Raw genomic sequence first — 22,242 nt, forward strand, 5'->3', positions numbered from 1 at the left:
TCTTACTCCGCCGCTTCAACACGTGGGATGGGGGCAAAATCAGCAGGGAAATGCCGGAGCGCGCTCATCACTGGATAGGGCGTGAAGCCGCCGAGCGCGCAGAGCGAACCGAATTTCATGGTTTCGCAGAGGTCTTCGAGGAGTGCGGTGTTTTTCTCCCGCTCGATGCCGAGCGCGATCTTGTCCACCGTCTCGACGCCACGCGTCGAGCCGATGCGACAGGGCGTGCACTTGCCGCAGCTTTCGACGGCACAGAACTCAAGCGCAAACCGCGCCTGATGGAGCATGTCGGCCGTGTCATCGAAAACCACGATACCCGCATGGCCGATCAGGCCACCGGCAGCGGTAAAGGCCTCGTAGTCGAAGGTCGTGTCGAATAAGGAAACCGGGAAATAGGCCCCGAGCGGACCACCCACCTGCACCGCCTTGACGGGGCGGCCGGTGATCGTGCCGCCGCCGATATCATTGACGAGCTGTCCGAGCGGCAGGCCGAAGGCGGTCTCGTAAAGCCCGCCATGTTTGATGTTTCCGGCAAGCTGGATCGGGATCGTGCCATGCGAACGGCCAACGCCGAAATCGCGATAAAACGCCGCGCCGCGATTCATGATGACCGGAATGGAGGCGAGCGAAATGACATTGTTGACGACGGTGGGCTTGCCGAACAGACCCTGCAGGGCAGGCAGCGGCGGCTTGGCGCGCACCGTGCCGCGTTTGCCTTCAAGACTGTTCAGAAGCGAGGTTTCCTCGCCGCAGACATAAGCGCCCGCGCCCATGCGTACTTCCATATCAAAGGCGCGGCCGGAGCCGAGCACGGACGGGCCAAGAATGCCTTCGCGCCGGGCGATCTCGATCGCCTGTTCCATGACCTTGATAGCGTAAGGATATTCCGAACGCGTATAGATGAAGCCCCTCGTCGCGCCGACGGCAAGGCCGGCAATCGCCATGCCTTCGATCAGCACGAAGGGATCACCTTCCATGATCATGCGGTCGGCAAAGGTGCCGCTATCGCCCTCGTCCGCATTGCAGACGATGTATTTCTGGTCGGCGACCGCATCCGCAACGGTCTTCCATTTGATACCCGTCGGGAAACCCGCGCCGCCACGTCCGCGCAGGCCGCTCTCGGTCACCTGGGCAACAATGTCCAGCGGCGCCATGGCGACGGCTTTTTCGAGACCTTTCATGCCCTGATAAGCGCGATAGTCCTCAAGCGACAGCGGATCGGTGACGCCACAACGCGCAAATGTGAGACGCGTCTGGCTTTTCAGGAATGGGATATCCTTGGTTGGCCCGAGACAGAGACGATGCTCGCCGCCGGTGAGAAACCCTGCATCGAAGAGCGAAGCAACGTCGCTTGCCTTGACCGGTCCGTAGGCAATACGGCCATGTTCGGTGCGCACTTCCACAAGCACTTCAAGCCAGAGCATGCCGCGCGAACCGTTGCGGACAATATGCACATCAAGATTGCGGCTGGTCGCCTCGCGGGTGATCGCTTCGGCCACGCGGTTTGCGCCAACAGCCAGCGCGGCGGAATCGCCGGGAATAAAAATGGTGACACTCATCGGCGCGCCTCCGCCAGAATGTCGCCAAGACAGTCCTCGTCAAGACGGGCATGGACTTCGCCGTCCAGCATCAGGGCCGGCGCCTGAGCGCAAAGCCCGAGGCAGAAGACGGGTTCCAGCGTGACAGAGCCGTCAGCGGCGGTTTCGTGCCAGTCGAGGCCGAGCCGGGTCTTGATGGTGTCCGCAAGAGGCTCGCCACCCATCGACTGGCAGGCCTCGGCGCGACAGAGCTTTAAGACATGTCGGCCGGAAGGATGATCGCGAAAATCGGGATAGAAGGTTATGACGCCATGGACTTCCGCGCGTGAGATGTTCAACGCGGATGCGATGATCTGTTTGGCGCTTTCCGGGATGTAGCCGAATTCTTCCTGCACCGCGTGCAGAATGGGCAACAGCGGCCCCTCCAGGTGGAGATGTTCGTCAATGACGGCGGAAACACGGGCCGCCTCATCTGCGGCAACCGCTCTGATATTCATAAGCCAGTCCTCCCAAACCGACGGGGCAAGGAATGATGAGCGGGATATAGTGAAATCCCTTCGCAGCCCCTGCATCGTTTGGAAGAATGTCGAGATGGGCGGGATCAGGTCAATAATCAGTTTCCGTCAGTTGATAGGAAATTCCTATCAAACGCCTTTTCCGCGGCCCGTTGACGGGCCTCGTGAAGCAGCGCGGAAACAAGCGGCGTGTGTGGTTCGCGGTGTGTGGCAATCAAGCCCACGAGATGCTCCGCGTCCGGTTCGGTGATCGGAATGATTTTTATCTGTTTCGGGAAACCAAATGATTCCGCAAGGTTACGCGGCATTATTGAAGCCCATTGTCCGGTTCGTATATGGGAAAACAGCACGATCATGGAGTTGGATTCGAGCGTCGGCTTTGCCTCCACGCCTGCCTCGGCCATATGCTTGTTGATGATGCGGCGATTCTGCATATCCGAAGTCAATAGGCATAGCCTAAGACCGGAAACCTGCTTCCAGGTAACGCTTTCCTGATCGGCGAGCGGCGTTCCGCCTGCCGTGATGAGGTGATATCGCTCCGAATAAAGCGGTACCGTGGTCACTCGACCAAGTGGTTCGTTGTCGAGATAGCTGATTCCCGCATCGATCTCGAGGTTTTCGATCTGGCTCAACACCTGAAGCGAGGTGCGCGACGTGACTGAAAAGGTCACATCAGGATGACGCGCCTGGAAGGACTCCGTCAATCGCGGGACCATCGCAAGCGCCGTCGGAATGACGGCAAGCTGGATGTGGCCCGCCAGACCCTTGCGGGCTGCGCGCATTTCCTCACGCATGGTGCGCGTATCGCCAACGATGCGGCGCGCCCATTCGAGGACACGCTGGCCCTCCGGTGTCAGCCCCTGAAAACGCGCCGCACGCACCACCAGAACGACACCCAGTTGGTCCTCCAGCTGCCGGATCGCAGCCGAGAGACTGGGTTGGGAAACGCCGCACTCCTCCGCGGCACGGCCGAAATGCTCTGCTCGCGCCAATGCAATGAAAAATTCCAGCTTGTCGATCATGCATCCTCCCGCGTGACTCGCGACCATGCGGATGGTGCGAGCAGAAGAACACTAAAGCGAGGCGGGGAAGCCCGCAAATGGATGCGGGTATTTTCCTGCAAACCGTGCGCTGACGACAAGACCAAATTCCCTCAAACGGGGACAGCCACGTCTGGCCGATTTGAAACAATCGGCCGCCGGGGCAGCCTATTTGCTGTCTTCGGTTAAGCCGGTGGGGAATATCGTCTTCTTCGCCAGCATGTCTTCAATCACCTCTGCGGGCACCGGCCGGCTGAAATAATAACCCTGGCCATAGGGGCAACCGGCATCACGCAGAAATGCCGCCTGTTCGCCGGCTTCCACACCTTCGGCAATGACATCGATACCCAGAGACCCGGCAAGCTGGATCATGATCGAGACGATGGCGCTGTCCTTGGTTTTTTTGGGCAGGTGGGTGAGAAACGAGCGGTCTATCTTCATGCAGGACAGCGGAAAGGTCTTCAGCATGCCAAGACAGGAATAACCGATCCCGAAATCATCCAACGCCAGGCTGACACCCATCTGTTTGATGGCCCGCATGATCCGGACCGATGTTTCGACATCCTGAATGATGAGCGTCTCGGTGATTTCGATTTCCAGGAGCGATGGAGCAAGGCCGGTTTCCTTCAGCACCGACCTGATCTGCTGCACCAGCCCGCCCTGAAACTGCCGCGGCGAGATATTGACCGCCATCTTGACGGGCAAGAGGCCGGCGGCCGCCCATGCCTGCGCCTGACGACAGGCCTTCCTGAGAATGCTTTCTCCGAGTTCCACGATCAGCCCGGTTTCTTCCGCAAGCCCGATGAATTCCGCAGGGCCAAGCAAACCTTCCGTGGGGTGCTGCCAGCGCACCAGCGCCTCCACGCCGCTGATTGCGCCACTGACAAGATCGACCTGCGGCTGGAAGTGCAGCACGAACTCGTCTCTCTTCACGGCCTTGCGCAATTCCTCGATGCGGGTGAACTTCTTCCTCAGATCATCCGCCATATTGGGGGTGAAGGTGGCAATGCTGTCGCGCCCGTTATGTTTGGCTTCATACATGGCAAGATCGGCGGCCGCGACGATTTCCGCCGTGGTTTCCCCATGCTCCGGGAAAAAGGCCATGCCGATGCTGCATGTGACCTTGATATCGTAATTACCAATGCGCAATGGCTGCGAGACCGCGGCACGGATGCGCTGCAGCCGGGCTTCTACATCGTTCCTGCCTTCTTCAAGAATGATGACGAATTCATCCCCGCCTACCCGGAGAACGAGATCGTTTTTCCGGAGGCTTTTCGCAATGCGCTCGGCGGTTTTCGACAAAAGCGTATCGCCGATGCTGTGGCCGAGCGTATCGTTGATCTGCTTGAAATTGTCGAGATCGAGGAAGCCGATGCCGACCCGTCGGTGCGTCTTTGCCGCCGCCGCCAAAATTTCAGGCAATCTCGTATCGAGGAAACGACGGTTTGGCAGCCGGGTCAGCATGTCGTGATCAGCCAGAAAGGCGATATGTTCCGACGCCCTTTTGCGGTCAATCGCCAGGCCCGCCATACGCGCCGCAGCACCGATAAACTCCAGCAGCGCCGCCTCCGGCTTGCGGCTGGTCAGCATGCACCAGACGAAACCATGCGCCTTGCCTTCGCTGGCGGGGATATCGAAACTGAAGGCGATGTGTTCTGCCGGATGGGTGAGGCACTCAGGATCACTGACGCTGGAAACAAGTGCGGCCAGCCCCTCCTCCTGCGCAAGTGCGGGCGAGGCATAAACGGAGGGCTCCCCATCTGCCGCATCAAACACCCGCACGGCGCAGGCCAGTCCGGTTGCGAGATTTTCGATGGCCTTGACGAACTCCTCGAGAAAATCCTCAATACGCGCGGCGGCGACGATCATTTCCAGAATATGCGCCTGCGCCTGAAGCAGTCTCTCCGAAGCCTTTTTCTGGGTTATATCCCGCGAGGCGCCGACCACGCCGATGATGTTGCCAGCCTTGTCCTTCAGCGGCACGCGCGACATCATGAGCCAGCGGTCGATATCACCGCGCATGGCGCGTTCCTCGTAACCGAGATCCGGTTCGCCGGTGCGCATGACCCGCGCCTCGGTATCGGGAATGCCGGCACGCCGCGCTGCCTCACCGTTAATATCGTAATCGGTGAGCCCGATCAGTTGCTCGACCGTATCAAAGCCGTTTTCGGTGACGATGGCGCGATTGGCGAAAAGGAAGCGTCCTTCCAGATCCTTGGCATAGATAAAATCCGGTACGTGGTCGATCATCGCTTCCAGAAGCGCGTGCCGGTCGGAAGGATTGGCATTCTCGCTCATGGCAGGAGTGGCAGATGGCGTGACGCCGCGCTTTTTTCGCGGCATCAGGTTCTGCTCGGCTGTCTTCGGGCCTTTGGAACGCACCTCTCCGCCTCATTACTTTGCAAGGAAGCAGAATAGTAGGTTTATACGTATTATATAAATATGAACGGCGAAAAGAGATTGCCGGGAAACCTGCCTTTTGCAACTGGCTCCATGACGTCCCGCCTGCCTGAATAGGAACGGCGCAGCAGAAGCTGCGCCGTCAGCCTATAGGAGGCAATTCGTTGTCCGTCACACAACCGGCGTCGGCAGCTCTTTGCCGGCAAAATGCGCATCGAGATTGGCGAGAACAAGATCGGCCATGGCGCGCCGCGTCTGGTGCGTGCCGCTGCCGACATGCGGGGCGAGTGTGACGTTATCGAAGGCGAAAAGCGCTTCCGGCACCCGCGGCTCATCCTCGAAGACATCCAGCGCCGCGCCACCGACTACGCCGTTCGAAAGCGCTTCGACCAACGCCTTCTCATCCACCAGCGAACCGCGCGCCACATTGACGAGCACACCCTGCGGTCCAAGCGCCTTCAGCACATCCGCATTGACGATATGGCGCGTTTCTGCAGTGGCGGCGGCGGCGATGATCAGCACGTCGCAATTGGCAGCCAGCGCTTCGATGCTGTCATGATAATCATAGGCGACATCGCGACGGCTTCTCGCCGTGTAGGAAATGCGCGCATCAAAACCCTCAAGCCGCTTTGCGATCGCCTGACCGATGCGGCCAAGGCCGAAAATGCCGTAACGGCGGCCGGCCACACGGGTGGAAAGCCCCATATCGCCCTTCAGCCATTGGCCGGTGCGCACATGCTGATCCGCCTGCGGCAGCTTGCGCGCCTGCGCCAAAACGAGGCCAAGCGCGAGGTCGGCGACATCGGCCGTCAGCACGTCTGGCGTATTGGAGACTCGGAAGCCGCGCCGTTTCGCGTCAGTCAGATCGACCTTGTCGAAACCAACGCCGTTGATGGCGACGATTTCAAGATTGGAAAGCGCCGCGCCGATATCCGCCGGCAGGCCGATATGGCCGCCGGTGACGACGCCGCGGATCGCCGCGCCCTTTTCAGCAAGGAACGCCGCCTTGTCTGCGGCTTCGAACAGGCGATGCACGGTGAAGCGCTCGGCAAGTTCCTGTTCCAGTGCCGGGATAAGCGGGCACAGTTGCACGATTTCAGTGGTCATGGAGTTTCCTTTGCGCCGGTGAACTACTTCACATCGGCCTTGACGAATTGCCGGAGTTCCGGCGTTTGCGGATTGGCGAACAATTCAGAAGAACGGCCCTGCTCCCAGATCTTGCCCTTGTGCATGAAGATGGTCTCGGTCGCCACGCGGCGCGCAAAAGCCATTTCATGGGTGACGAGGATCATGGTCATGCCGTCTTTCGCGAGGTTTTCCATCACGGTCAGCACTTCCTCGGTCAGCTCGGGATCGAGTGCTGAGGTCACCTCGTCGAACAGCATCACCTTCGGCCGCATGGCAAGCGAGCGGGCAATCGCCACGCGCTGCTGCTGGCCGCCGGAAAGCTGGTCGGGATAGGAATCGAATTTCTCCGACAGGCCGACGAGTTGCAGAACCTCGCGGGCAATGTCCTTCGTTTCCGATTTTGCCACATCCTTGACGATGCGCGGAGCGAGCATGATGTTTTCGCCGACCGTCAGATGCGGGAAAAGATTGTAGCTCTGGAACACGATGCCAACATCGGTGCGCAGCTTGCGCAGCGCTGTGGCATCTCCGCCCAGCGCATGGCCGGCGATTTCGATGCGGCCCGAATTGATCTTCTCCAACCCGTTCATGCAGCGCAGCAGCGTGCTCTTGCCCGAGCCGGAGCGGCCGATGAGGGCGAAAACTTCACCACGGCCGACCGTCAGCGACACGCCTTTGAGGACTTCCAGAGCGCCAAAGCTCTTGTGAACGTTTTCAACGATTACTTCCGGCATGAAGCCTCCTTTCCAGCCAACGAGACAGCTGGGACAACGGGTAGCAGACGATGAAATAAAGCACGGCCACCGCGACGAAGACGCGGAACGGCTGGAACGTGGCATTGTTGATGAGCTGCCCCGCTCTCGCCAGTTCGACGAAACCGATGATCGATGCGATGGACGTATTCTTGACGACCTGAACGGCAAAACCGACGGTCGGCGGCAGGGAAATGCGGATCGCCTGCGGCAGGATGACGTAGCGATATTGCTGGGCGCGGGTAAGCGCCAGCGATTCCGATGCTTCCCACTGCTGCTTCGGCACCGCCTGGATGCAGCCGCGCCAGATTTCGGCGAGATAACCCGACGCATAGATCGTCATCGATGCGCCGGCGGCAATCAGTGGCGGCAGTTCCAGTCCGGCAAGGCTGAGGCCGTAATAGGACAGGAACAGGATCATCAGCACCGGAATACCCTGGATCACCTGGATATAGGTGCCGGCGGCAATGCGCAGCGCCTTGAAATTCGAGGTGCGGGCCAGCGCCACGAAGAAACCGACGAGGCCACCGCCGATGAGCGCAATGATCGTCAGAAGCACGGTCCATTGCAGGGCGGTCAGCAGGAAGCCGAACTCGTTCCAGCCGAAAGTTCGAAGAGTCATGACTGCACCTCCGGCATGGCGGTCATCGTCTTGCGGGCCACGCGGCGGCCGAACAGCCACATGCCGACAAGGGCAAGGATGAGCCGCAGGCTGAGCGCCAGCGCAAGATAGATGAGCGTGACGACGATATAGACCTCGAAGGAGCGATAGGTCTGCGATTCCACGAAGGCTGCGGCGGCCGCAAGCTCATGGGTGGAAATGGCCGAGCATATGCTCGATGCCAGCATCATCAGCACAAACTGGCTGCAAAGCGAGGGATAGACCTTGGCGATGGCAGGCACGAGGATGACGTGACGGTAGATCTGGTATTTTGTGAAGCCCAGAGCCTCGCCCGCCTCGATCTGCGACTTGTGCACCGCCTCGATGCCGGCGCGGATGATTTCCGTCGAATAGGCAGCAAGATTGATCGTCATGCCGATCAGCGCTGCCGTATCCGCCCCGACGCGAAAGCCGAGACCGGGCAAACCGAAATAGACGATGAAAAGCTGCACCAGAAACGGCGTGTTGCGGATCACCTCCACATAACCGTCCACGATGATACGGACGATGCCGCCATTGATGGAGCGCAGCGAGGCTAGAAGAATTCCGAAAGCGCAGCCCAGCACGATGGAGAGGACCGACAGCTTGATCGTCAGCCATATGCCGTTCAGAATCTCATTCTGATATTGGGCGAGCGCGCCGAATTGAAAAGTATAGGACATGCGTCACTCCGTTGACATTTCCCGGCCCGCCGGAATGTTCCCCGGCGGGCGCGTTGAAAGGCTCAATCAGAAGCTTGGCAATTGCGGCAGCGGACGGCCGGTCCACTTCACCGAGATACGGTCGAGATCGCCCGACATCTTCATGAGATAGATGGAAGTGTTCAGCCACTGACGCAGCTCGAAATCCTCGATCTTCGTCGCCATGGAATTGCCCTGCTGGAAGAAGGTGAAACCAACCTGCAGACCGGCTTCCGGACGCTGCTTGATGATCGCTTCGCCAACCGTGGACGGCAGGGCCACGGCATCTACCTGACCAGCAAGCAGAGCCTGGGCGCTGGTGGAATCGTCCTCATAGACAACGATTTCAAGACCTTCGACATTAGCCTTGCGCAGCGCGGTTTCCTGCGAGGAACCGCGATTGACCGAAACGCGCTTGCCCTTGAGGCTGTCGAGATTTTCGAACTTCTGGTCCTTGCCGGAGATGATGTCCATGTTGAACGCGCTGTAGGGCTGCGTGAACATGACGGTCTTGGCGCGTTCGCCGGTCGGCGCAAGCGTCGCGACAAGGAAATCGACCTTGCCGGTCTGAAGTGCCGGGATACGCGCCGGCGGTGTCAGCGGCACCAGTTCCACCGGCAGCGACAGGTAAGAGCCGATCAGATTGGCGACATCAACGTCATAACCGGAAGGATTGCCCTTCTCGTCCACCATGCCCATCGGCGGTGCACCGGTGAGAACGCCGATCTTGACCTTGCCACGCGCCGTGATCTCGCTGAGCGAGACGGCATGGGCGGACGTGGTGGCAGCAAGCGAAGCTGCGACAACACCGACTGCAACGGTCATGTTCTTCAGAAATCTGGATATGCTCATGGTTTCTCCTCCAACCCTATAGTGGCTGCCCAAAGTGGAACAGCGGCCTTGCGCAAACCGGAAAATGTTCTCGATAACATTTTAACGCGATTGACTAAAAACTCCTCCCAAGAAACCGCGAAAGCACAAAACCAGATGAATTCCCTATGAAATTCAACAATTTCGGCTGGTTATCGATTTTCCTCTGCTCGACACCGTTTCACGTTCTTGGCAGGACCAATAATGCATGTTATCGGTATCATTGCAAGTCCGATCTACAGAACTGTTTCGGTCGGCATTCATTCGGGAGGAAACATGTACACACGCTCGGCAATTTTCGAAGGCAGGATTCACCCCGGTCGGGAGGAGGAGTTTTTCCGTATCGTGGAGGAGAAATTGCTGCCGGTCTGGAAGCGCATGCCGAACGCGCAGGCCGTGCGGGTGATGCGCACCGAGCGCACCGACCCGGATGCGGCCTCGATCATCATGGTGCAGGAAATCGACTATCCGTCGATGGAGGCGGTGGAAGAAGCACTGGTTTCTCCCGTGCGGCTGGAAGGCCGTGTGCTGACGGATGAGATGATGAGCATGTGCGACGGCCGCTTTTACCATCTGGTCTATAGCCGCGTCGCATAAATCCGGTGCACGCCGCACCGATATGCAATCATGCGGCGTGCTTTCCCTTGATATCTTCGTGTATGTCTTGTCCTGAACCGGTTCGAATTTAGGGAGACATGCTTTGGTGGAGCGCACGCCCTTGGCCGCAGCGTTAGTCACGTCAAAAAAAGCTACCATGAGCGACGTCTCGAAACTCGCGGGCGTCTCCAAGATGACCGTTTCGCGGGTGCTGGCCGATCCTGCGCTGGTGTCTGAAGAGACACGCCAGAAGGTGATGAAGGCCATCGAGAAGCTCGGTTATGTGCCGGATCGAATCGCCGGATCGCTTTCCTCCCGCCGTACCAATTTCATCACCGCCATCCTGCCGACGCTCACCAACTCCAACTTCGCCGATAGCGCTCAAGGGCTCGCCAATGCGCTGCGCGCGGCCGACTACCAGTTGCTGATCGGTTACACCATGTACGATCTGCAGGAGGAAGAGCGCGTCATCCGCACCATGATGGAGCGCCGCCCCGACGCCATTGTCGTCGCCGGCACGGTGCATACCAAGATGGCAAGCGAAGTCTTGATGCGCGCCGGTATCCCCATCGTGGAAATCTGGGACGTTCCCGAACATCCGATCGATCATGCTGTCGGTTTTTCCAATTACGAAGTGGGAAGAACCGCCGCCAAACATCTGATATCACTTGGATTTAAAAGAATCGGCGCGCTCGGCTCAAGAGCCGATGGCGACGTGAAGGACTGGCGCGGCGAAACCCGCCTTCTCGGTTTTGGCGCGGCGCTGCGCGAAGCCGGCATTGCCGACGACCTTATCATCCGCGAAGGCAGTGCGCCGGTCTCCTATGACCACGGGGCAAAGACGCTCGGCTCGCTGCTGGCCAAGGCCCCGGATGTCGAGGCCATCTTCGCCGTCTCGGATATTTCCGCCGTCGGCGCACTGATGGAATGTCATCGCCGCGGCATTCATGTGCCCGAACGCATTTCCATCCTCGGTTTTGGCGATTTCGATATCGGCAGGCAATGTTATCCGGCGATTTCTACGATCAGGGTCGACGCCCAGATGATCGGCCGCAAGGCGGGCGAATTGCTGCTTTCGATATTGGAGGCAGAAAAGGACGCTGCCATTCCCGAGGGTGCACGGGTGGATGTCGGGTTCGAGCTGATCGTGCGGGAGACGACGAAGCGGGCGGGCGGCTAATCCACTCTCTTCCCTCACTCCTGTGCTTGTCACAGGAACCCAGCCGACGTGCGTCTGCGCGGCGAAAGGGATTTTTCAGCCCAAGGACTTGGGCTGACTGGATCCCTGTGACAAGCACAGGGATGAGGGAAGCGCGGTGTATCGCCCTTACCGCGCGCCCCAGGTATCCGTCAGCCGATACCCCTCCGGCCATGGATCAGAGGGATCAAGCATGTGCTGGTGGATGCCGGTAATCCAGCCGCGGCCGGAGATTTCCGGCAGGATGGCCGGACGGTCGCCGACCTTGGTGGTCCCAAGAATACGGCCGGTGAAGGTGGAACCGATCAGCGACACCGCCGTCAGCGTTTCGCCTTCCTTCATTTCGCCGCGCGCATGCAGCACCGCCATGCGGGCCGAAAGCGCCGTGCCGGTCGGCGAACGATCGACCTTGCCCGGCTGGATGGCGACTGCCGCCCCTGCCCGCAGACCCTCCGCCGTGCGCTCCACCTTGCCCGCGAACAGGCAGAATGAAAAATGCCGCCAGTCCGGGTTTTCGGGATGGTCGAAGCCCAAAGCCTTGTTGGCGGCATTGGTGATGCGCACGCCGAGGCGGGCAATGTCATGCGCCTCTTCCGGCTTCAGTCTGAAACCCATAGCCTCGGCATCGACGATGACGAAGCTGTCGCCGCCATAAGCGGTATCCACCTTCAGCATACCGAGGCCCTCAACCTCGAGTTCGGCATCGAGTTTCGCGGCAAAGCTCGGGAGGTTCTGCACGAAAATGCGTTCGGCCTTGCCGTTGCGGCATTCGGCACGCACTTTTACCAGCCCGCCGGGGGCTTCCAGAAGCATATGGGTTTCCGGTTCCTGCATCGGCACGATGCCGCCATCCAGAAGCACGGTGGAGACGCAGATGGAGTTGGAGCCGGACATGGGCGGCGTGTCTTCCGGCTCCATGATGATGAAGGCGGCGTCCGCGTCAGGATGTTTCGGCGGCACCAGCAGGTTGACGTGGCGGAACACGCCGCCGCGCGGCTCGTTGAGCACAAAATTGCGCAGGGTCTCATCGCGGGCGATGAAACGGCTCTGTTCCCAGATCGTCTCACCCGGTGGCGGCTTTACGCCGCCGACGATCACATCCCCCACCTCGCCTTCCGCATGGGCGGAGATGACGTGAACGGTCTTGATACTGCGCATTGAATTCTCCTCAAGAGCATTTCCAGTAAAAGTGCGTAGCGGTTTTACGTCCGGAAAATGCGGAAAACGAAAGATCGAGAGCGCGTCTGAACGCGCTCTAGGAAAGCCAGGCGGGAAGACGGGAATCAGCTCGGCCGGTCAGCGCGCTTTCAACGCAATCGGCAAGGCTGCCGAAGCGCACCGCGCGGCCGCTGAGGCCGGGCCCGTAATGGGCGTATTTGCCGGAATTGGTCATCAGGGCGCGGGTCTTCGTTGGGAAGACCGGCTCGGAAATGGAGCACCAGCAAAGATCAGGCAGCACCTGCACGCCGCTGCCATGCAGGCTTTGCAGCGTGCCGTCATGCCCGGCCGCATCGATGACCTGCTGACCGGCAGTGACGATGACGGCGACATCCGCATGGCGCCTGCGGCCGGCAAATTCAGCCGCAAGAGCGTGGCACTCCTCCAGCGAGGCATGCGGACTGCCGATGGCGACAAGCTGCACCTCTTCCGGTCCTTCGTTGAGAAGCGACCAGCCGGCGGCCATATCGGCAAGCGAGATGGTGACGGTGTCAGCCGTGTCAATCGGGGTCAACCCGGCTTCCGGCGTTACACCCTCGATATGCAGCATGGGTGCTGCGGAGGTGGTGCCAAAAGCAGCGCAGAGCGCCTTCAAATCATCCCGAGACGGCTTTGCAGAGCCGAGGCCGCGCAGCAGCGGAATACAATCCGGCGCTGCCTTACCGGCGAGATAACCGACGAGCGGCCAGAAGGCGTCGTTGATGCCCTCAGGCAAAGCCACGTCGACAATACGCTGCGGACGACGGTTTTCTTCGAGATAAACGCCTGACAATGGCGCCCTGCCCGTCAGTGCAATGCAGAGATCGAGAAAGTCAGGATGTTTGGCAGTGCGTGCGCCGAGCACCGTATTGGCGAAGATCACCGCGTTCGATTCGGCCCAGGCGATCGATTCGCCGGCACTCGGCGCGCTGTCGAGCAGGTAAGGCGAACAGGTGAAAGTGGGTCGACAGCCCATGCGCACATAGGCATCCGCCAGTCTCGCGGCCGGATCGCCGAAATCATCAGGCACGCCCTGCGCCCGCCAGTGCGCCTTGTCCACCGAAATGGCGTTCATGGTCGTCGGCACCCGCACCCTGCCGCCCATATCAGCCATCTTTTCCGCGAAGGTGAGGTTGGCGGGGCTGGCATAGATACAGCCGTCAATGTGACCCTGCGTGATATCGATGAGCGCAGACGCCCCCTGCTGGGCCGCCATGGCGACGATGATGCGCATGGCCTGGCGCACGGCGATGCCATCCCGACCCTCGAGCATCGCCCGGTCCTCATCCTCAAGGTCGAGATGGGCAATCGCCGGAGGCGCGATGGCAAGCGACAGGCCATCGGCCTCGATGCTGTTTCCATCAATGCGGACATGGGCGGCCCGGGAAAAGCGGGCGAAATTTTCGGCGTCGAGGCGGATGACCGGCAGCGCCCTGTCGAACATTTCCGCCGCCACAAGTGCGCCCAGCGTCAGCACATCTTCCGCCTCGCAGAAAACCAGTGCGGACGGCGCGCGGCCGGTGAGGATGAGATCGAGCAACACGCCCGACCCCGTGCACGAGCCGCGGCTGGTCGGCATGAACAGCACGCCGCCGGTGAGACAGATGCCGTGCAGCGGGTGATGCACATCGATCACCCTGCCGGTGGCGGGATCGACACCACCCCAGAAACTCAACGCTTCTGTCGTGGCGATCACGGGGCCTTCGGCCGCACCGGCCAGGATGCTGCGGGCTTCAGGAACGGCTGTTGTCGAAACGGCAGAAGACATTGGAAATCTCCGTCAGAAACGTTGCGGCGAAAATGCCCTTGTATCGATGGCGGGTTTTTGCCCCGTCAGAAGATCGGCGACGATGCGGGCCGTGCCCGCCGATTGCGTCAGCCCCAGATGCCCGTGGCCGAAAGCATAAACCACCCGTGCCGTGTGCCGCGCTTCGCCGATGGCCGGCAGGCTGTCCGGCAGCGACGGGCGAAAACCCATCCATTGCTTGCCGCCCTCGGTTTTCAGGCCCGGCAAGAAAGTTTTCGCCTTGGCCAGAAGCGCCTCGGAACGGGCGAAATTGGCCGGAAGCTCAAGCCCGCCCAGCTCGACCGCACCGCCGACGCGGATGCCGGAAGAAAGCCGCGTGACGACGAAACCATGACCGCCGAAGGTCACCTGCGTGCGCAGATCGAAAGCCCCGGACGGCAATGTGGTATTATACCCCCGTTCCGTTTCCAGCGGAATTTTTTCCCCGAGTGAACGGGCGATGCGATGCGAAAAGGCGCCCGCAGCCAGCACCACCTTGGCGGCCTTGCGGGTACGACCGTCATGGCTCACCACCTCGACACCATCTTCAAGCGGCCTGAGCGACGCGATATCGAGGCGTTCGATGCGCCCGCCTATGGCGCGGAAATGTTCGGCCAGCGCCAGCGTGTAGAGCTTCGGGTCGGCGATGGAATACCATCCCGGCGTGAACGTGCCGCAGGTGAAACGCGACGCGATGCCGGGCTGTATCTCGGCCATCTGTTCGGCATTGAGATGCCGGAACTCGATACCGTGGCGCTCACGCGCCTTCCAGCCGGGAAGCGAACTTTCGAACTCCGCATCGCTTTCATAGACCTGGAGGTTGCCCTCTTTGCGCAGCATGGCTGTTGTCTCGGTCTTTTTCAGGAATGGCTCCAGCTCGACCTTCGACAGATCCATCAGCGCCGTCTGGGCGGCGGTGGAAAGTTCCACCTTCGATGCCGCACAGGCCCGCCAGAACCGGAACATCCACGGCGCGATCTTCAGCGCATAGGAGGGCGGCACGCTGAGCGGACCGAGCGGATCGAGCAGCCATTTCGGCGCTTTCCAGAGAATGCCGGGCGATGCAAGTGGCAGGATATCGGTGAAGGCAAAGGCGCCGGCATTGCCGGCTGAAGCGCCCGCTGCTGGTCCCTCACGGTCGATGACCGTGACCGAAAGACCGCGGCCCTGCGCCGCGATTGCCGCCGAGAGGCCGACGACGCCGGCCCCAATGACGATGACATCATGTGCAGGCATTACCGCACGCTCGCCAGGAACTTCTGGGTTTCAGCATGCTGCGGCGCGCCGAACAGCTGGTCCGGTGTGCCGATTTCCGCCATCACGCCCTGATGGAAGAAGGCGACGCGGTTCGAGACATCGCGGGCGAAGGCCATTTCGTGGGTGACGCAGATCATCGTCATGCCTTCATCCGCCAGCATCTTCAGCGTATCGAGCACCTCGCCCACCAGCATCGGGTCAAGCGCAGAGGTGACCTCGTCGAACAGCATATATTCCGGCGACATGGCAAGCGCGCGGGCAATCGCCATACGCTGCTGCTGGCCGCCGGACATGCGGTTCGGATAGACCTTCAGCTTTTCGGCAAGGCCGACATGGGTCAATTGCTTGACCGCGATTTCCTCAGCCTTCTCCTTGGAAATACCGAGCACCTTGCGCGGCGCCAGCATGACGTTTTCAAGCACGGTCAGATGCGGAAAGGCGTTCCATTGCTGGAAGACGATGCCAACCTTGCGGCGCAGCTTGTTGAGGTCGGTCGACTTGGCGTGCACCTCGGTGCCGTCGATGACGATCTTGCCGCTGTCGATCGGCTCGAGGCCGTTGATGCAGGTGAGCAGCGTCGACTTGCCGGAACCGGAGCCGCCGATGATGGTGACGACCTCGCCCTTGTTGACGGTAAGGTTGATCCCTTTCAGAACCTCCAGCGGGCCGAAGGATTTGCGGACGTTTTCGATCTCAATCATTGGGGGACCACCGTCTTTCGAGATACCCGCCGAAACGGGCGATGGGGAAGCTGATAAGGAAGTAGATGGCGCCGCAGATCATCAGGATGATCAGCGGTTCCTGCAGGCGGGTGACGAGGATCTGCGAGGCGCGCAGAAGCTCGATGAGGCCGAGCCACAGCACCAGCGCCGAATCCTTCATGACGCCGAGCGTCAAGCCGATCCAGGAGGGCAGCGACACGCGGGTGGCAAGCGGCAGCACGATGTAGCGCATGTCCTGCGACCACGTCATGCCGAGCGACCGGCAGGCACGCCGCGTATTCGACGGCACCGCACCGATGCCGCCGCGCACGATCTCTGTGCAATAGGCCGCCGTATAAAGCGACAGCACCACGCAGGAGGTGGTGAATGGCGGCCAGCCGAGCTTGGCGATCGACTGGAAGGCATTGCCGAGCACCAGCTGGATAAGCAGCGGCACGGAACGGAAAATATCCAGAATGAAGGTCAGCGGCAGCGACCAATAGGGGCCGAACTGGAAGCGGATGATGCCGAAGATGATCCCCATTATGGTGCCTGCCGTGACGGCGACGGCGGTGACGGCAAGCGTCATGCCGGCACCCTTGGCCAGGAAGGCGAGATCACTCCAGGTGAGAGCGGTTTCAAACATGGCTCACCTCTCTCAATAACGGAACAGACGCGCGGCCAGTAATCGGGCGGCAAGCGTGACGATCTTGGCGATCACGTAATAGATGACCGCGGCGAGCGCGAAGAATTCAAAGGTGCGGAACGAACGGGCGTTCAAGGCCTGTGTGACGCCGGCGAGATCCGTATTCATGCCGACGGTGACACCGAGCGAGGTCATGAGGATTGCCCAGACCATCTGGTTGGTGGCAGGCAGAAACGCGACGCGCAGCATCTGCGGCATGATGATCAGACGGAAGGTCTGCATCGACGTCATGCCGAGCGAACGGCCGGAACGGGTCTGCGTATCGGGAATGGCTTTCAGCGCGCCACGGAAATTCTCCGCGAGATAACCGGCATTGTTGAAGGCGATACCGACCAGAAGCGCCGTATAGGGGCTCAGATGAATGCCGAAATTGCCAAGGCCGAAATGGGCCATGTAAATCTGGAACAGCGCCGGCGTGTTGCGGGCGACTTCCACCCAGACGGAGGCGAAAGCGCCAAGGATACGGTTGCCGGAGAGCCGGAACAGCGTCAGCGCGATGGCGAAGGTCAGACCGATCACCATCGACAGAATGGCGATCTGCAGCGTCACCACCGCACCGTCCAGAAGCTGCGGCAGAGCCTTCAGCGCCTGATTCCAGTGGAATGTATAGTTGAACATTAAGTGTCCCGCCTTTTCAGAAACGATCAACGGCGCGATCATTTCGACCGCGCCGTTTACGAAAAGTCCTGATCAGCGATAAACGCCGTTGACGGTGAGCGAAGGAACTTCGCCGCCAACCCATTTTTCATAGAGTTCGGCGTAACGGCCGGTGCGAACCTGCTGGTTGATGAAGAGGTTCAGGTAGTTGATGAGGCCGTATTCATCGCGGTTGGTGAAGAGCGCGACATAGTCGATGTCGTAAGGCGCCTTGCCGACCACGGAGATGCCGGCGAACTTGCCGCCCTTCACGTTGGACTGGGCAACCGTCGAGGTGGAAACGGTGGCGTCGATCTGGCCCTGGCTGAGTGCGAGGAACACGTCTGCCTGCGTCTGGTACGGGCGGAATTCACCGGTGCCCCATTCCTTGACCGACTTTTCGAGCGCGATGGCTTCGAACGTGCCGGCGGTTGCGCCAACGGTCTTGCCCTTCATGTCTTCGAACGACTTGATGCCCGACTTGTCGTTGGCGGTAACGGCCATTTCGAAGGCGAAGTAAGGCACGGTCATGCCGACTGTCTTGGCACGCTCCAGCGTATCGGAGGTGGACGCAACGCCAACGTCGACGCGGCCGGACATCAGCGCCGGAATACGCTCGGGAAACGGCGTTTCGACGATTTCAGCCGTGACGCCAAGCGCCTTGGCGAGATCGTTGCAATAATCGACGTCAAAGCCGATCGGATTGTTGGCGTCATCACGCGCGCCCATCGGCGGGAAGTCGAGCACAACGGCGCAACGCAGCGTGCCGGACGAAATAATGTCGTCAAGCTTGTCGGCCTTGGCCGGGGTGATAGCGGAAGTGGCGGCCAGCAGGCCGGCGAAAATGACCGATTTTTTCATTCTTGATTTGCTCCCAGAATTGGTCTGCCCTTGAAGGCGCGGTCACTATTTCCCCAAGAAAGCGATAAATCAACATAAAAATACAATGAGTATACAAAAAGAATTTTGTGCACGTGCGAACTGATGAGGTTCAATGGATTAGTTTCGAAAGCTGGCGCGAGGAGCCGATAAGGTGAGCGGAAACATCAAAGGCCCCTCATCCCTGTGCTTGTCACAGGGATCCAGCCAGCCCAAGTCCTTGGGCTGAATAGAGTCTTTCCGACGCGCAGACGCGCGTCTGCTGGATTCCTGTGACAAGCACAGGAATGAGGGCCTAAGGAATCTTTGTGTCCGATAAAGTGGCTTCCCGCTCTGACACAGCCGCACCGAAAAGACACGTTGCATTACCCCAGCCATTGTATACTTTATGTATTCAAAATGTGCGAGCCGATATCGGAGGATTATGATGAGCGACACCACCACCTTGACCATCGACGAACTATTTCAACGGGTGGAGGCGATTTTCCGCAGGGCTGGCTTAAATGCCGTGCAGTCGGGAGCGCTGGCGCGCGTCATCACCGCCGGTGAGCGTGACGCCTGCAAGTCCCATGGCATTTACCGCATTGAAGGCGCATTGCGCACCGTCAAGGCCGGCAAGGTGAAGCCCGATGCCACACCTGATGTGGCCGAGGAGGACGGTACGGCGATCGTGAAGGTCAATGCCAATGGCGGCTTCGCCAATCCTGCCTTCGAGCTTGGCCTGCCGGTTCTGGTGGAACGCGCGGAACGTTTGGGCGTCGCCGCACTCGTCATCAATGACTGCACCCATTTTTCGGCGCTCTGGCCCGAGGTGGAGGGACTGACCTCGAACGGGCTGGCCGGACTGGTGATGTGCCCGAGCTATTCCACCGTCGCGCCGACGGGAGGAACCAAACCGCTGCTCGGCACCAACCCCTTCGCTTTCGGCTGGCCGCGCAAGGACACCTCGCCTTACGTCTTTGATTTCGCGACATCCGTTGCCGCCCGCGGCGAGATAGAACTGCACCGGCGCGCGGGAAAACCTTTACCCGAAGGCTGGGCGGTCGATGCAGACGGCAATCCGACGACGGACCCGGAGGCGGCCCTTGCCGGCGCCATGCTGCCCTTTGGCGGCCACAAGGGTTCTGCCATCGGCACCATGATCGAGCTTCTCGCCGGCATCATGATCGGCGACCTCACCAGTCCCGAAGTGCTGGACTATCTCGGCACCACCACGCTTGCGCCCTTCCATGGGGAACTGATCGTCGCCTTTTCCCCGGAGGCCTTTGCCAAGGGGCGGCCGGGAGACCCCTTCCAGCGCGCGGAAGTGCTGTTTGACGCCATCATCGGCCAGGGCGCCCGCCTGCCCTCCGGCCGCCGTTTTGCCGCCCGTGCCAAATCGGAAAATGAAGGTATTACGCTGACCGCTGCAGAAGTGGCCGGGCTCGACCAACTGCTGGAGAAGGGACTGGACGCGGTCTCCTGACCGCAAAGCGGAAACAAGAAGGCTCGCGAACGCGGGCCTTCTCGCAATGACAAAGTCACTCAGCTTTTTTTGCAACTGCACAGCATCCCCCGCCCCGTCACCCCGGACCTGATCCGGGGTCCAGTGCGATCAAGTCTTTGATCACGAAAGACTCATTCCTCACGGCGCAGACGCGCCGTGGCTGGATGCCGGGTCAAGTCCAGCATGACGGAGGGGAGACATCAAACCTCCTGACATGCAAAAAAGGCCCGCATTTGCGGGCCTTTTGTTTTCACATCAGCGGCTGCTTAGGCAGCCTTGCAGGCCTGCACGGCACCCGGAAGCTTGCTCCAGTCGGCATACCAGCTGTTGAACAGCTTGAACTGCGCCTCGACATAACCGCGCTGGCTATCCGTCAGGGCATCGGTTTCGTTGAAGTGCAGCGTGTATTCCTTGTCGCCCTTCAGCACCATCATGTGCTTGAAATAGAGAACCAGATCCGGGCCTTCATCGAAGGACGAGAGAACGGCGAGCGCCTGTTCCAGTTCCAGCGCACGGGCGCGGGCATCCGCATCACCCTTGGCGGCGGCCTGCGACAGCTTGCAGAGGTGGATGACTTCCTTCGGCAGCACGTTGCCGATGCCGGTGATGGCGCCGGTTGCACCGCAATTGACGAAGCCGTGGAAAACGGCGGTATCGACGCCGATCATAAGAGTGACGTCGTCATCACGGCTGGTGATGTTTTCAGCAGCGTAACGCATATCCGCCGGGCCCCCGAATTCCTTGAAGCCGACGAGGTTCTTGTGCTCGGCGCGTAGCGCGAAGAAGAGATCGGCACGGGTGGCGAAGCCATAATAGGGGCTGTTGTAGATGACGGCCGGGATTTCAGGAGCCGCCGCGAGGATGGCCTTGAAATGCGCCTTCTGGGCAGAGATGACCGAACCGCGCGACAGGACGCGCGGAATAACCATCAGACCCTTGGCGCCAACCTTCTGGGCGTGGGCAGCATGGGCAACGGCAGACGCCGTGTTGACCGCGCCGGTGCCGACGATGACCGGAATGCCAGCCTTCACCAGGCGCTCCACGCCTTCCATGCGCTGCTCATCCGTCAGGAGCGGCCAGTCGCCCATGGAACCGCAATAAACCACGGCCGACATGCCATCGGCGATCAGTTCCTTGCCCTTGCGAACAAGCGCATCGAAATCAGGGGTGCGATCATCCTTGCAGGGGGTCATCAAGGCGGGAATCACGCCGGAAAAAATGCTGGCCGTCATTACTAGCTCCTAAGGGACATGTTTTTCGGGAATGGACGCACGTCCGCGCCACCCTTTCGACAGGGACATTACTATCTTGTATTTTATTTGTCGACAAGAAATCGACAAGCTACAGATTTATTTCCAGCCGCTCGTTTCGCACCAGCAGTTTCTGCACCTGCCGCACGATCTGTTCGGCGTGCTCCCGCGCCAGCCTTTCGGAAAGAGCGATATCGCGAGCGGCAATCGCCGCGATCATCTCTTCATGATCATCGACGAAACGCTTGGGCAGACGATCATCATAGGACTGGTAATAAAGCCTGAGGATGCGCCGTCCCTCATCCAAAAGCCGCTTGAACAGGCTGGTGAAATAGGGGTTGCGCCCGGCTTCGGCGATGGAAAGGTGAAGGGCGGCATTGGTGGAAATCATCGCCAGCGCATCCTGCTCCTCGACCGCAATGGCGAATTCCGCGTTGTGGGCGCGGATTCCGGCCAGATCTTCCGGACGGTGATATTGCGCGGCAAGCTGGGTCGTTACCCGGTACATCAACACAAGCGCATCGAAATAGGTATGCATGTTGAGGAAATCGATATTCGACACCATGGTGGAGCGGTTCGGCAGCGTATCGATCAGCCCCTCGCCCGAAAGCCGCACCAGTGCCTCGCGGATGGGCGTGCGTGACATCTTGAACCGCTCGGCAAGCTGCACCTCGTCGATGGGACTGCCCGGCGGCAGAACCAGATCGAGAATCTCGTCGCGCAGCAGATCATAGACCATCTTCACGCCGGAGCCGCGCTTGCGCTCGGCAGAAGCAATTATATCCGTCATCATCAAATCCCTCTTGTCGACATAAAGAGTACTATTATATTTTTTCCCGATCAACGCCGCGCAGCACCACAGCCGCTTCGAATGGCGGAATAATTGTTCAAAAACAATAAAAAGCCGTCGCGAAAATTGCCCGCGACGGCTTTTGAACGTTCAGTTTGTGGCGTGGACGCTGTTT

General features: G+C 60.0%; 21 protein-coding genes. 3 read left to right on the plus strand and 18 right to left on the minus strand.

The annotated features are described in order from the left end of the window. Positions 1–2: 2 nt before the first annotated feature. The 9 genes from V6R85_RS18785 to V6R85_RS18825 form a co-directional block, all read right to left on the minus strand. On the minus strand, positions 3–1,559 hold the full coding sequence (locus V6R85_RS18785; protein ID WP_129565354.1) for an NADH-ubiquinone oxidoreductase-F iron-sulfur binding region domain-containing protein: 1,557 nt from the start codon (positions 1,557–1,559) through the stop codon (positions 3–5). Next, positions 1,556–2,035, minus strand: a complete 480-nt coding sequence (locus tag V6R85_RS18790) for a formate dehydrogenase subunit gamma (protein WP_112495278.1) — start codon at positions 2,033–2,035, stop codon at positions 1,556–1,558. The genes V6R85_RS18785 and V6R85_RS18790 overlap by 4 nt, the downstream gene beginning before the upstream one ends. A gap of 116 nt (positions 2,036–2,151) precedes the next feature. After that, complete coding sequence (locus V6R85_RS18795; RefSeq protein WP_336377118.1) at positions 2,152–3,075, minus strand: LysR family transcriptional regulator; 924 nt, start codon at positions 3,073–3,075, stop codon at positions 2,152–2,154. Between the two features lie 186 nt (positions 3,076–3,261). Then, positions 3,262–5,436, minus strand: a complete 2,175-nt coding sequence (locus V6R85_RS18800) for a putative bifunctional diguanylate cyclase/phosphodiesterase (protein WP_336377119.1) — start codon at positions 5,434–5,436, stop codon at positions 3,262–3,264. A gap of 228 nt (positions 5,437–5,664) precedes the next feature. Then, positions 5,665–6,600 (minus strand): 2-hydroxyacid dehydrogenase, encoded by a 936-nt coding sequence (locus V6R85_RS18805; RefSeq protein ID WP_020810952.1) that lies wholly within the window; start codon positions 6,598–6,600, stop codon positions 5,665–5,667. Positions 6,601–6,623: 23 nt separating this feature from the next. Further along, on the minus strand, positions 6,624–7,355 hold the full coding sequence (locus V6R85_RS18810; RefSeq protein ID WP_020810951.1) for an amino acid ABC transporter ATP-binding protein: 732 nt from the start codon (positions 7,353–7,355) through the stop codon (positions 6,624–6,626). Further along, positions 7,336–7,995: an ABC transporter permease subunit gene (locus V6R85_RS18815; RefSeq protein ID WP_129565353.1), complete on the minus strand. Its 660-nt coding sequence runs from the start codon at positions 7,993–7,995 to the stop codon at positions 7,336–7,338. Before V6R85_RS18815 ends, V6R85_RS18810 begins: the two co-directional genes overlap by 20 nt. Beyond that, complete coding sequence (locus V6R85_RS18820; protein ID WP_060727219.1) at positions 7,992–8,696, minus strand: amino acid ABC transporter permease; 705 nt, start codon at positions 8,694–8,696, stop codon at positions 7,992–7,994. The genes V6R85_RS18815 and V6R85_RS18820 overlap by 4 nt, the downstream gene beginning before the upstream one ends. Positions 8,697–8,762: 66 nt before the next feature. Then, a complete protein-coding gene (locus V6R85_RS18825) occupies positions 8,763–9,566 on the minus strand; it encodes a transporter substrate-binding domain-containing protein (protein ID WP_020810902.1) in 804 nt (267 codons plus the stop codon). 294 nt (positions 9,567–9,860) lie between these two features. Between V6R85_RS18825 and V6R85_RS18830 the strand changes: the two genes are divergently transcribed. Together V6R85_RS18830 and V6R85_RS18835 are read left to right on the plus strand one after the other, a co-directional pair. After that, complete coding sequence (locus V6R85_RS18830) at positions 9,861–10,181, plus strand: hypothetical protein (protein WP_003505663.1); 321 nt, start codon at positions 9,861–9,863, stop codon at positions 10,179–10,181. Between the two features lie 157 nt (positions 10,182–10,338). Further along, the gene (locus V6R85_RS18835; protein ID WP_031234012.1) at positions 10,339–11,361 is read left to right on the plus strand and encodes a LacI family DNA-binding transcriptional regulator; all 1,023 of its coding nucleotides are present in this window, start codon (positions 10,339–10,341) and stop codon (positions 11,359–11,361) included. Between the two features lie 147 nt (positions 11,362–11,508). Here the strand turns inward: V6R85_RS18835 and V6R85_RS18840 are convergent, their stop codons facing one another. The 7 genes from V6R85_RS18840 to V6R85_RS18870 form a co-directional block, all read right to left on the minus strand. Then, positions 11,509–12,537: a trans-3-hydroxy-L-proline dehydratase gene (locus V6R85_RS18840; protein ID WP_080864429.1), complete on the minus strand. Its 1,029-nt coding sequence runs from the start codon at positions 12,535–12,537 to the stop codon at positions 11,509–11,511. 97 nt (positions 12,538–12,634) lie between these two features. After that, positions 12,635–14,344: a cis-3-hydroxy-L-proline dehydratase gene (gene lhpI / locus V6R85_RS18845; protein ID WP_129565352.1), complete on the minus strand. Its 1,710-nt coding sequence runs from the start codon at positions 14,342–14,344 to the stop codon at positions 12,635–12,637. 12 nt (positions 14,345–14,356) lie between these two features. Continuing rightward, entirely contained in the window at positions 14,357–15,598 is a 1,242-nt protein-coding gene (locus V6R85_RS18850; RefSeq protein WP_112589779.1) for an NAD(P)/FAD-dependent oxidoreductase, read from the minus strand. Continuing rightward, on the minus strand, positions 15,598–16,320 hold the full coding sequence (locus V6R85_RS18855) for an amino acid ABC transporter ATP-binding protein (RefSeq protein ID WP_003505658.1): 723 nt from the start codon (positions 16,318–16,320) through the stop codon (positions 15,598–15,600). The genes V6R85_RS18850 and V6R85_RS18855 overlap by 1 nt, the downstream gene beginning before the upstream one ends. Then, positions 16,313–16,966 (minus strand): amino acid ABC transporter permease, encoded by a 654-nt coding sequence (locus V6R85_RS18860; RefSeq protein WP_112589773.1) that lies wholly within the window; start codon positions 16,964–16,966, stop codon positions 16,313–16,315. Before V6R85_RS18860 ends, V6R85_RS18855 begins: the two co-directional genes overlap by 8 nt. A 12-nt stretch (positions 16,967–16,978) precedes the next feature. After that, positions 16,979–17,644 carry an amino acid ABC transporter permease gene (locus tag V6R85_RS18865; RefSeq protein WP_080864430.1) on the minus strand — a complete coding sequence of 222 codons (666 nt, stop codon included), beginning with the start codon at positions 17,642–17,644 and terminating at the stop codon, positions 16,979–16,981. Between the two features lie 72 nt (positions 17,645–17,716). Then, on the minus strand, positions 17,717–18,523 hold the full coding sequence (locus V6R85_RS18870; protein ID WP_020810896.1) for an ABC transporter substrate-binding protein: 807 nt from the start codon (positions 18,521–18,523) through the stop codon (positions 17,717–17,719). A 445-nt stretch (positions 18,524–18,968) separates the two neighbouring features. On the opposite strand from V6R85_RS18870, the gene V6R85_RS18875 reads away from it, so the two are divergent. Next, complete coding sequence (locus tag V6R85_RS18875) at positions 18,969–20,006, plus strand: Ldh family oxidoreductase (RefSeq protein WP_020810895.1); 1,038 nt, start codon at positions 18,969–18,971, stop codon at positions 20,004–20,006. Between the two features lie 287 nt (positions 20,007–20,293). Here V6R85_RS18875 and V6R85_RS18880 read toward each other — a convergent pair whose 3' ends face one another. Together V6R85_RS18880 and V6R85_RS18885 are read right to left on the minus strand one after the other, a co-directional pair. Then, on the minus strand, positions 20,294–21,259 hold the full coding sequence (locus V6R85_RS18880) for a dihydrodipicolinate synthase family protein (protein WP_003505652.1): 966 nt from the start codon (positions 21,257–21,259) through the stop codon (positions 20,294–20,296). 109 nt (positions 21,260–21,368) lie between these two features. After that, complete coding sequence (locus V6R85_RS18885; protein ID WP_003505651.1) at positions 21,369–22,067, minus strand: GntR family transcriptional regulator; 699 nt, start codon at positions 22,065–22,067, stop codon at positions 21,369–21,371. Between the last annotated feature and the right edge of the window lie 175 nt (positions 22,068–22,242).

Source organism: Agrobacterium sp. CCNWLW32 (assembly GCF_037083425.1).
GTDB lineage: Bacteria > Pseudomonadota > Alphaproteobacteria > Rhizobiales > Rhizobiaceae > Agrobacterium > Agrobacterium radiobacter.

What these genes read in the sequence shown, in the direction of transcription:
- V6R85_RS18785 (WP_129565354.1), bottom strand. Translation starts at nt 1,559, where the DNA reads ATGAGTGTCACCATTTTTATTCCCGGCGATTCCGCCGCGCTGGCTGTT.
- V6R85_RS18790 (WP_112495278.1), bottom strand. Translation starts at nt 2,035, where the DNA reads ATGAATATCAGAGCGGTTGCCGCAGATGAGGCGGCCCGTGTTTCCGCC.
- V6R85_RS18795 (WP_336377118.1), bottom strand. Translation starts at nt 3,075, where the DNA reads ATGATCGACAAGCTGGAATTTTTCATTGCATTGGCGCGAGCAGAGCAT.
- V6R85_RS18800 (WP_336377119.1), bottom strand. Translation starts at nt 5,436, where the DNA reads ATGCCGCGAAAAAAGCGCGGCGTCACGCCATCTGCCACTCCTGCCATG.
- V6R85_RS18805 (WP_020810952.1), bottom strand. Translation starts at nt 6,600, where the DNA reads ATGACCACTGAAATCGTGCAACTGTGCCCGCTTATCCCGGCACTGGAA.
- V6R85_RS18810 (WP_020810951.1), bottom strand. Translation starts at nt 7,355, where the DNA reads ATGCCGGAAGTAATCGTTGAAAACGTTCACAAGAGCTTTGGCGCTCTG.
- V6R85_RS18815 (WP_129565353.1), bottom strand. Translation starts at nt 7,995, where the DNA reads ATGACTCTTCGAACTTTCGGCTGGAACGAGTTCGGCTTCCTGCTGACC.
- V6R85_RS18820 (WP_060727219.1), bottom strand. Translation starts at nt 8,696, where the DNA reads ATGTCCTATACTTTTCAATTCGGCGCGCTCGCCCAATATCAGAATGAG.
- V6R85_RS18825 (WP_020810902.1), bottom strand. Translation starts at nt 9,566, where the DNA reads ATGAGCATATCCAGATTTCTGAAGAACATGACCGTTGCAGTCGGTGTT.
- V6R85_RS18830 (WP_003505663.1), top strand. Translation starts at nt 9,861, where the DNA reads ATGTACACACGCTCGGCAATTTTCGAAGGCAGGATTCACCCCGGTCGG.
- V6R85_RS18835 (WP_031234012.1), top strand. Translation starts at nt 10,339, where the DNA reads ATGAGCGACGTCTCGAAACTCGCGGGCGTCTCCAAGATGACCGTTTCG.
- V6R85_RS18840 (WP_080864429.1), bottom strand. Translation starts at nt 12,537, where the DNA reads ATGCGCAGTATCAAGACCGTTCACGTCATCTCCGCCCATGCGGAAGGC.
- lhpI (WP_129565352.1), bottom strand. Translation starts at nt 14,344, where the DNA reads ATGTCTTCTGCCGTTTCGACAACAGCCGTTCCTGAAGCCCGCAGCATC.
- V6R85_RS18850 (WP_112589779.1), bottom strand. Translation starts at nt 15,598, where the DNA reads ATGCCTGCACATGATGTCATCGTCATTGGGGCCGGCGTCGTCGGCCTC.
- V6R85_RS18855 (WP_003505658.1), bottom strand. Translation starts at nt 16,320, where the DNA reads ATGATTGAGATCGAAAACGTCCGCAAATCCTTCGGCCCGCTGGAGGTT.
- V6R85_RS18860 (WP_112589773.1), bottom strand. Translation starts at nt 16,966, where the DNA reads ATGTTTGAAACCGCTCTCACCTGGAGTGATCTCGCCTTCCTGGCCAAG.
- V6R85_RS18865 (WP_080864430.1), bottom strand. Translation starts at nt 17,644, where the DNA reads ATGTTCAACTATACATTCCACTGGAATCAGGCGCTGAAGGCTCTGCCG.
- V6R85_RS18870 (WP_020810896.1), bottom strand. Translation starts at nt 18,523, where the DNA reads ATGAAAAAATCGGTCATTTTCGCCGGCCTGCTGGCCGCCACTTCCGCT.
- V6R85_RS18875 (WP_020810895.1), top strand. Translation starts at nt 18,969, where the DNA reads ATGAGCGACACCACCACCTTGACCATCGACGAACTATTTCAACGGGTG.
- V6R85_RS18880 (WP_003505652.1), bottom strand. Translation starts at nt 21,259, where the DNA reads ATGACGGCCAGCATTTTTTCCGGCGTGATTCCCGCCTTGATGACCCCC.
- V6R85_RS18885 (WP_003505651.1), bottom strand. Translation starts at nt 22,067, where the DNA reads ATGACGGATATAATTGCTTCTGCCGAGCGCAAGCGCGGCTCCGGCGTG.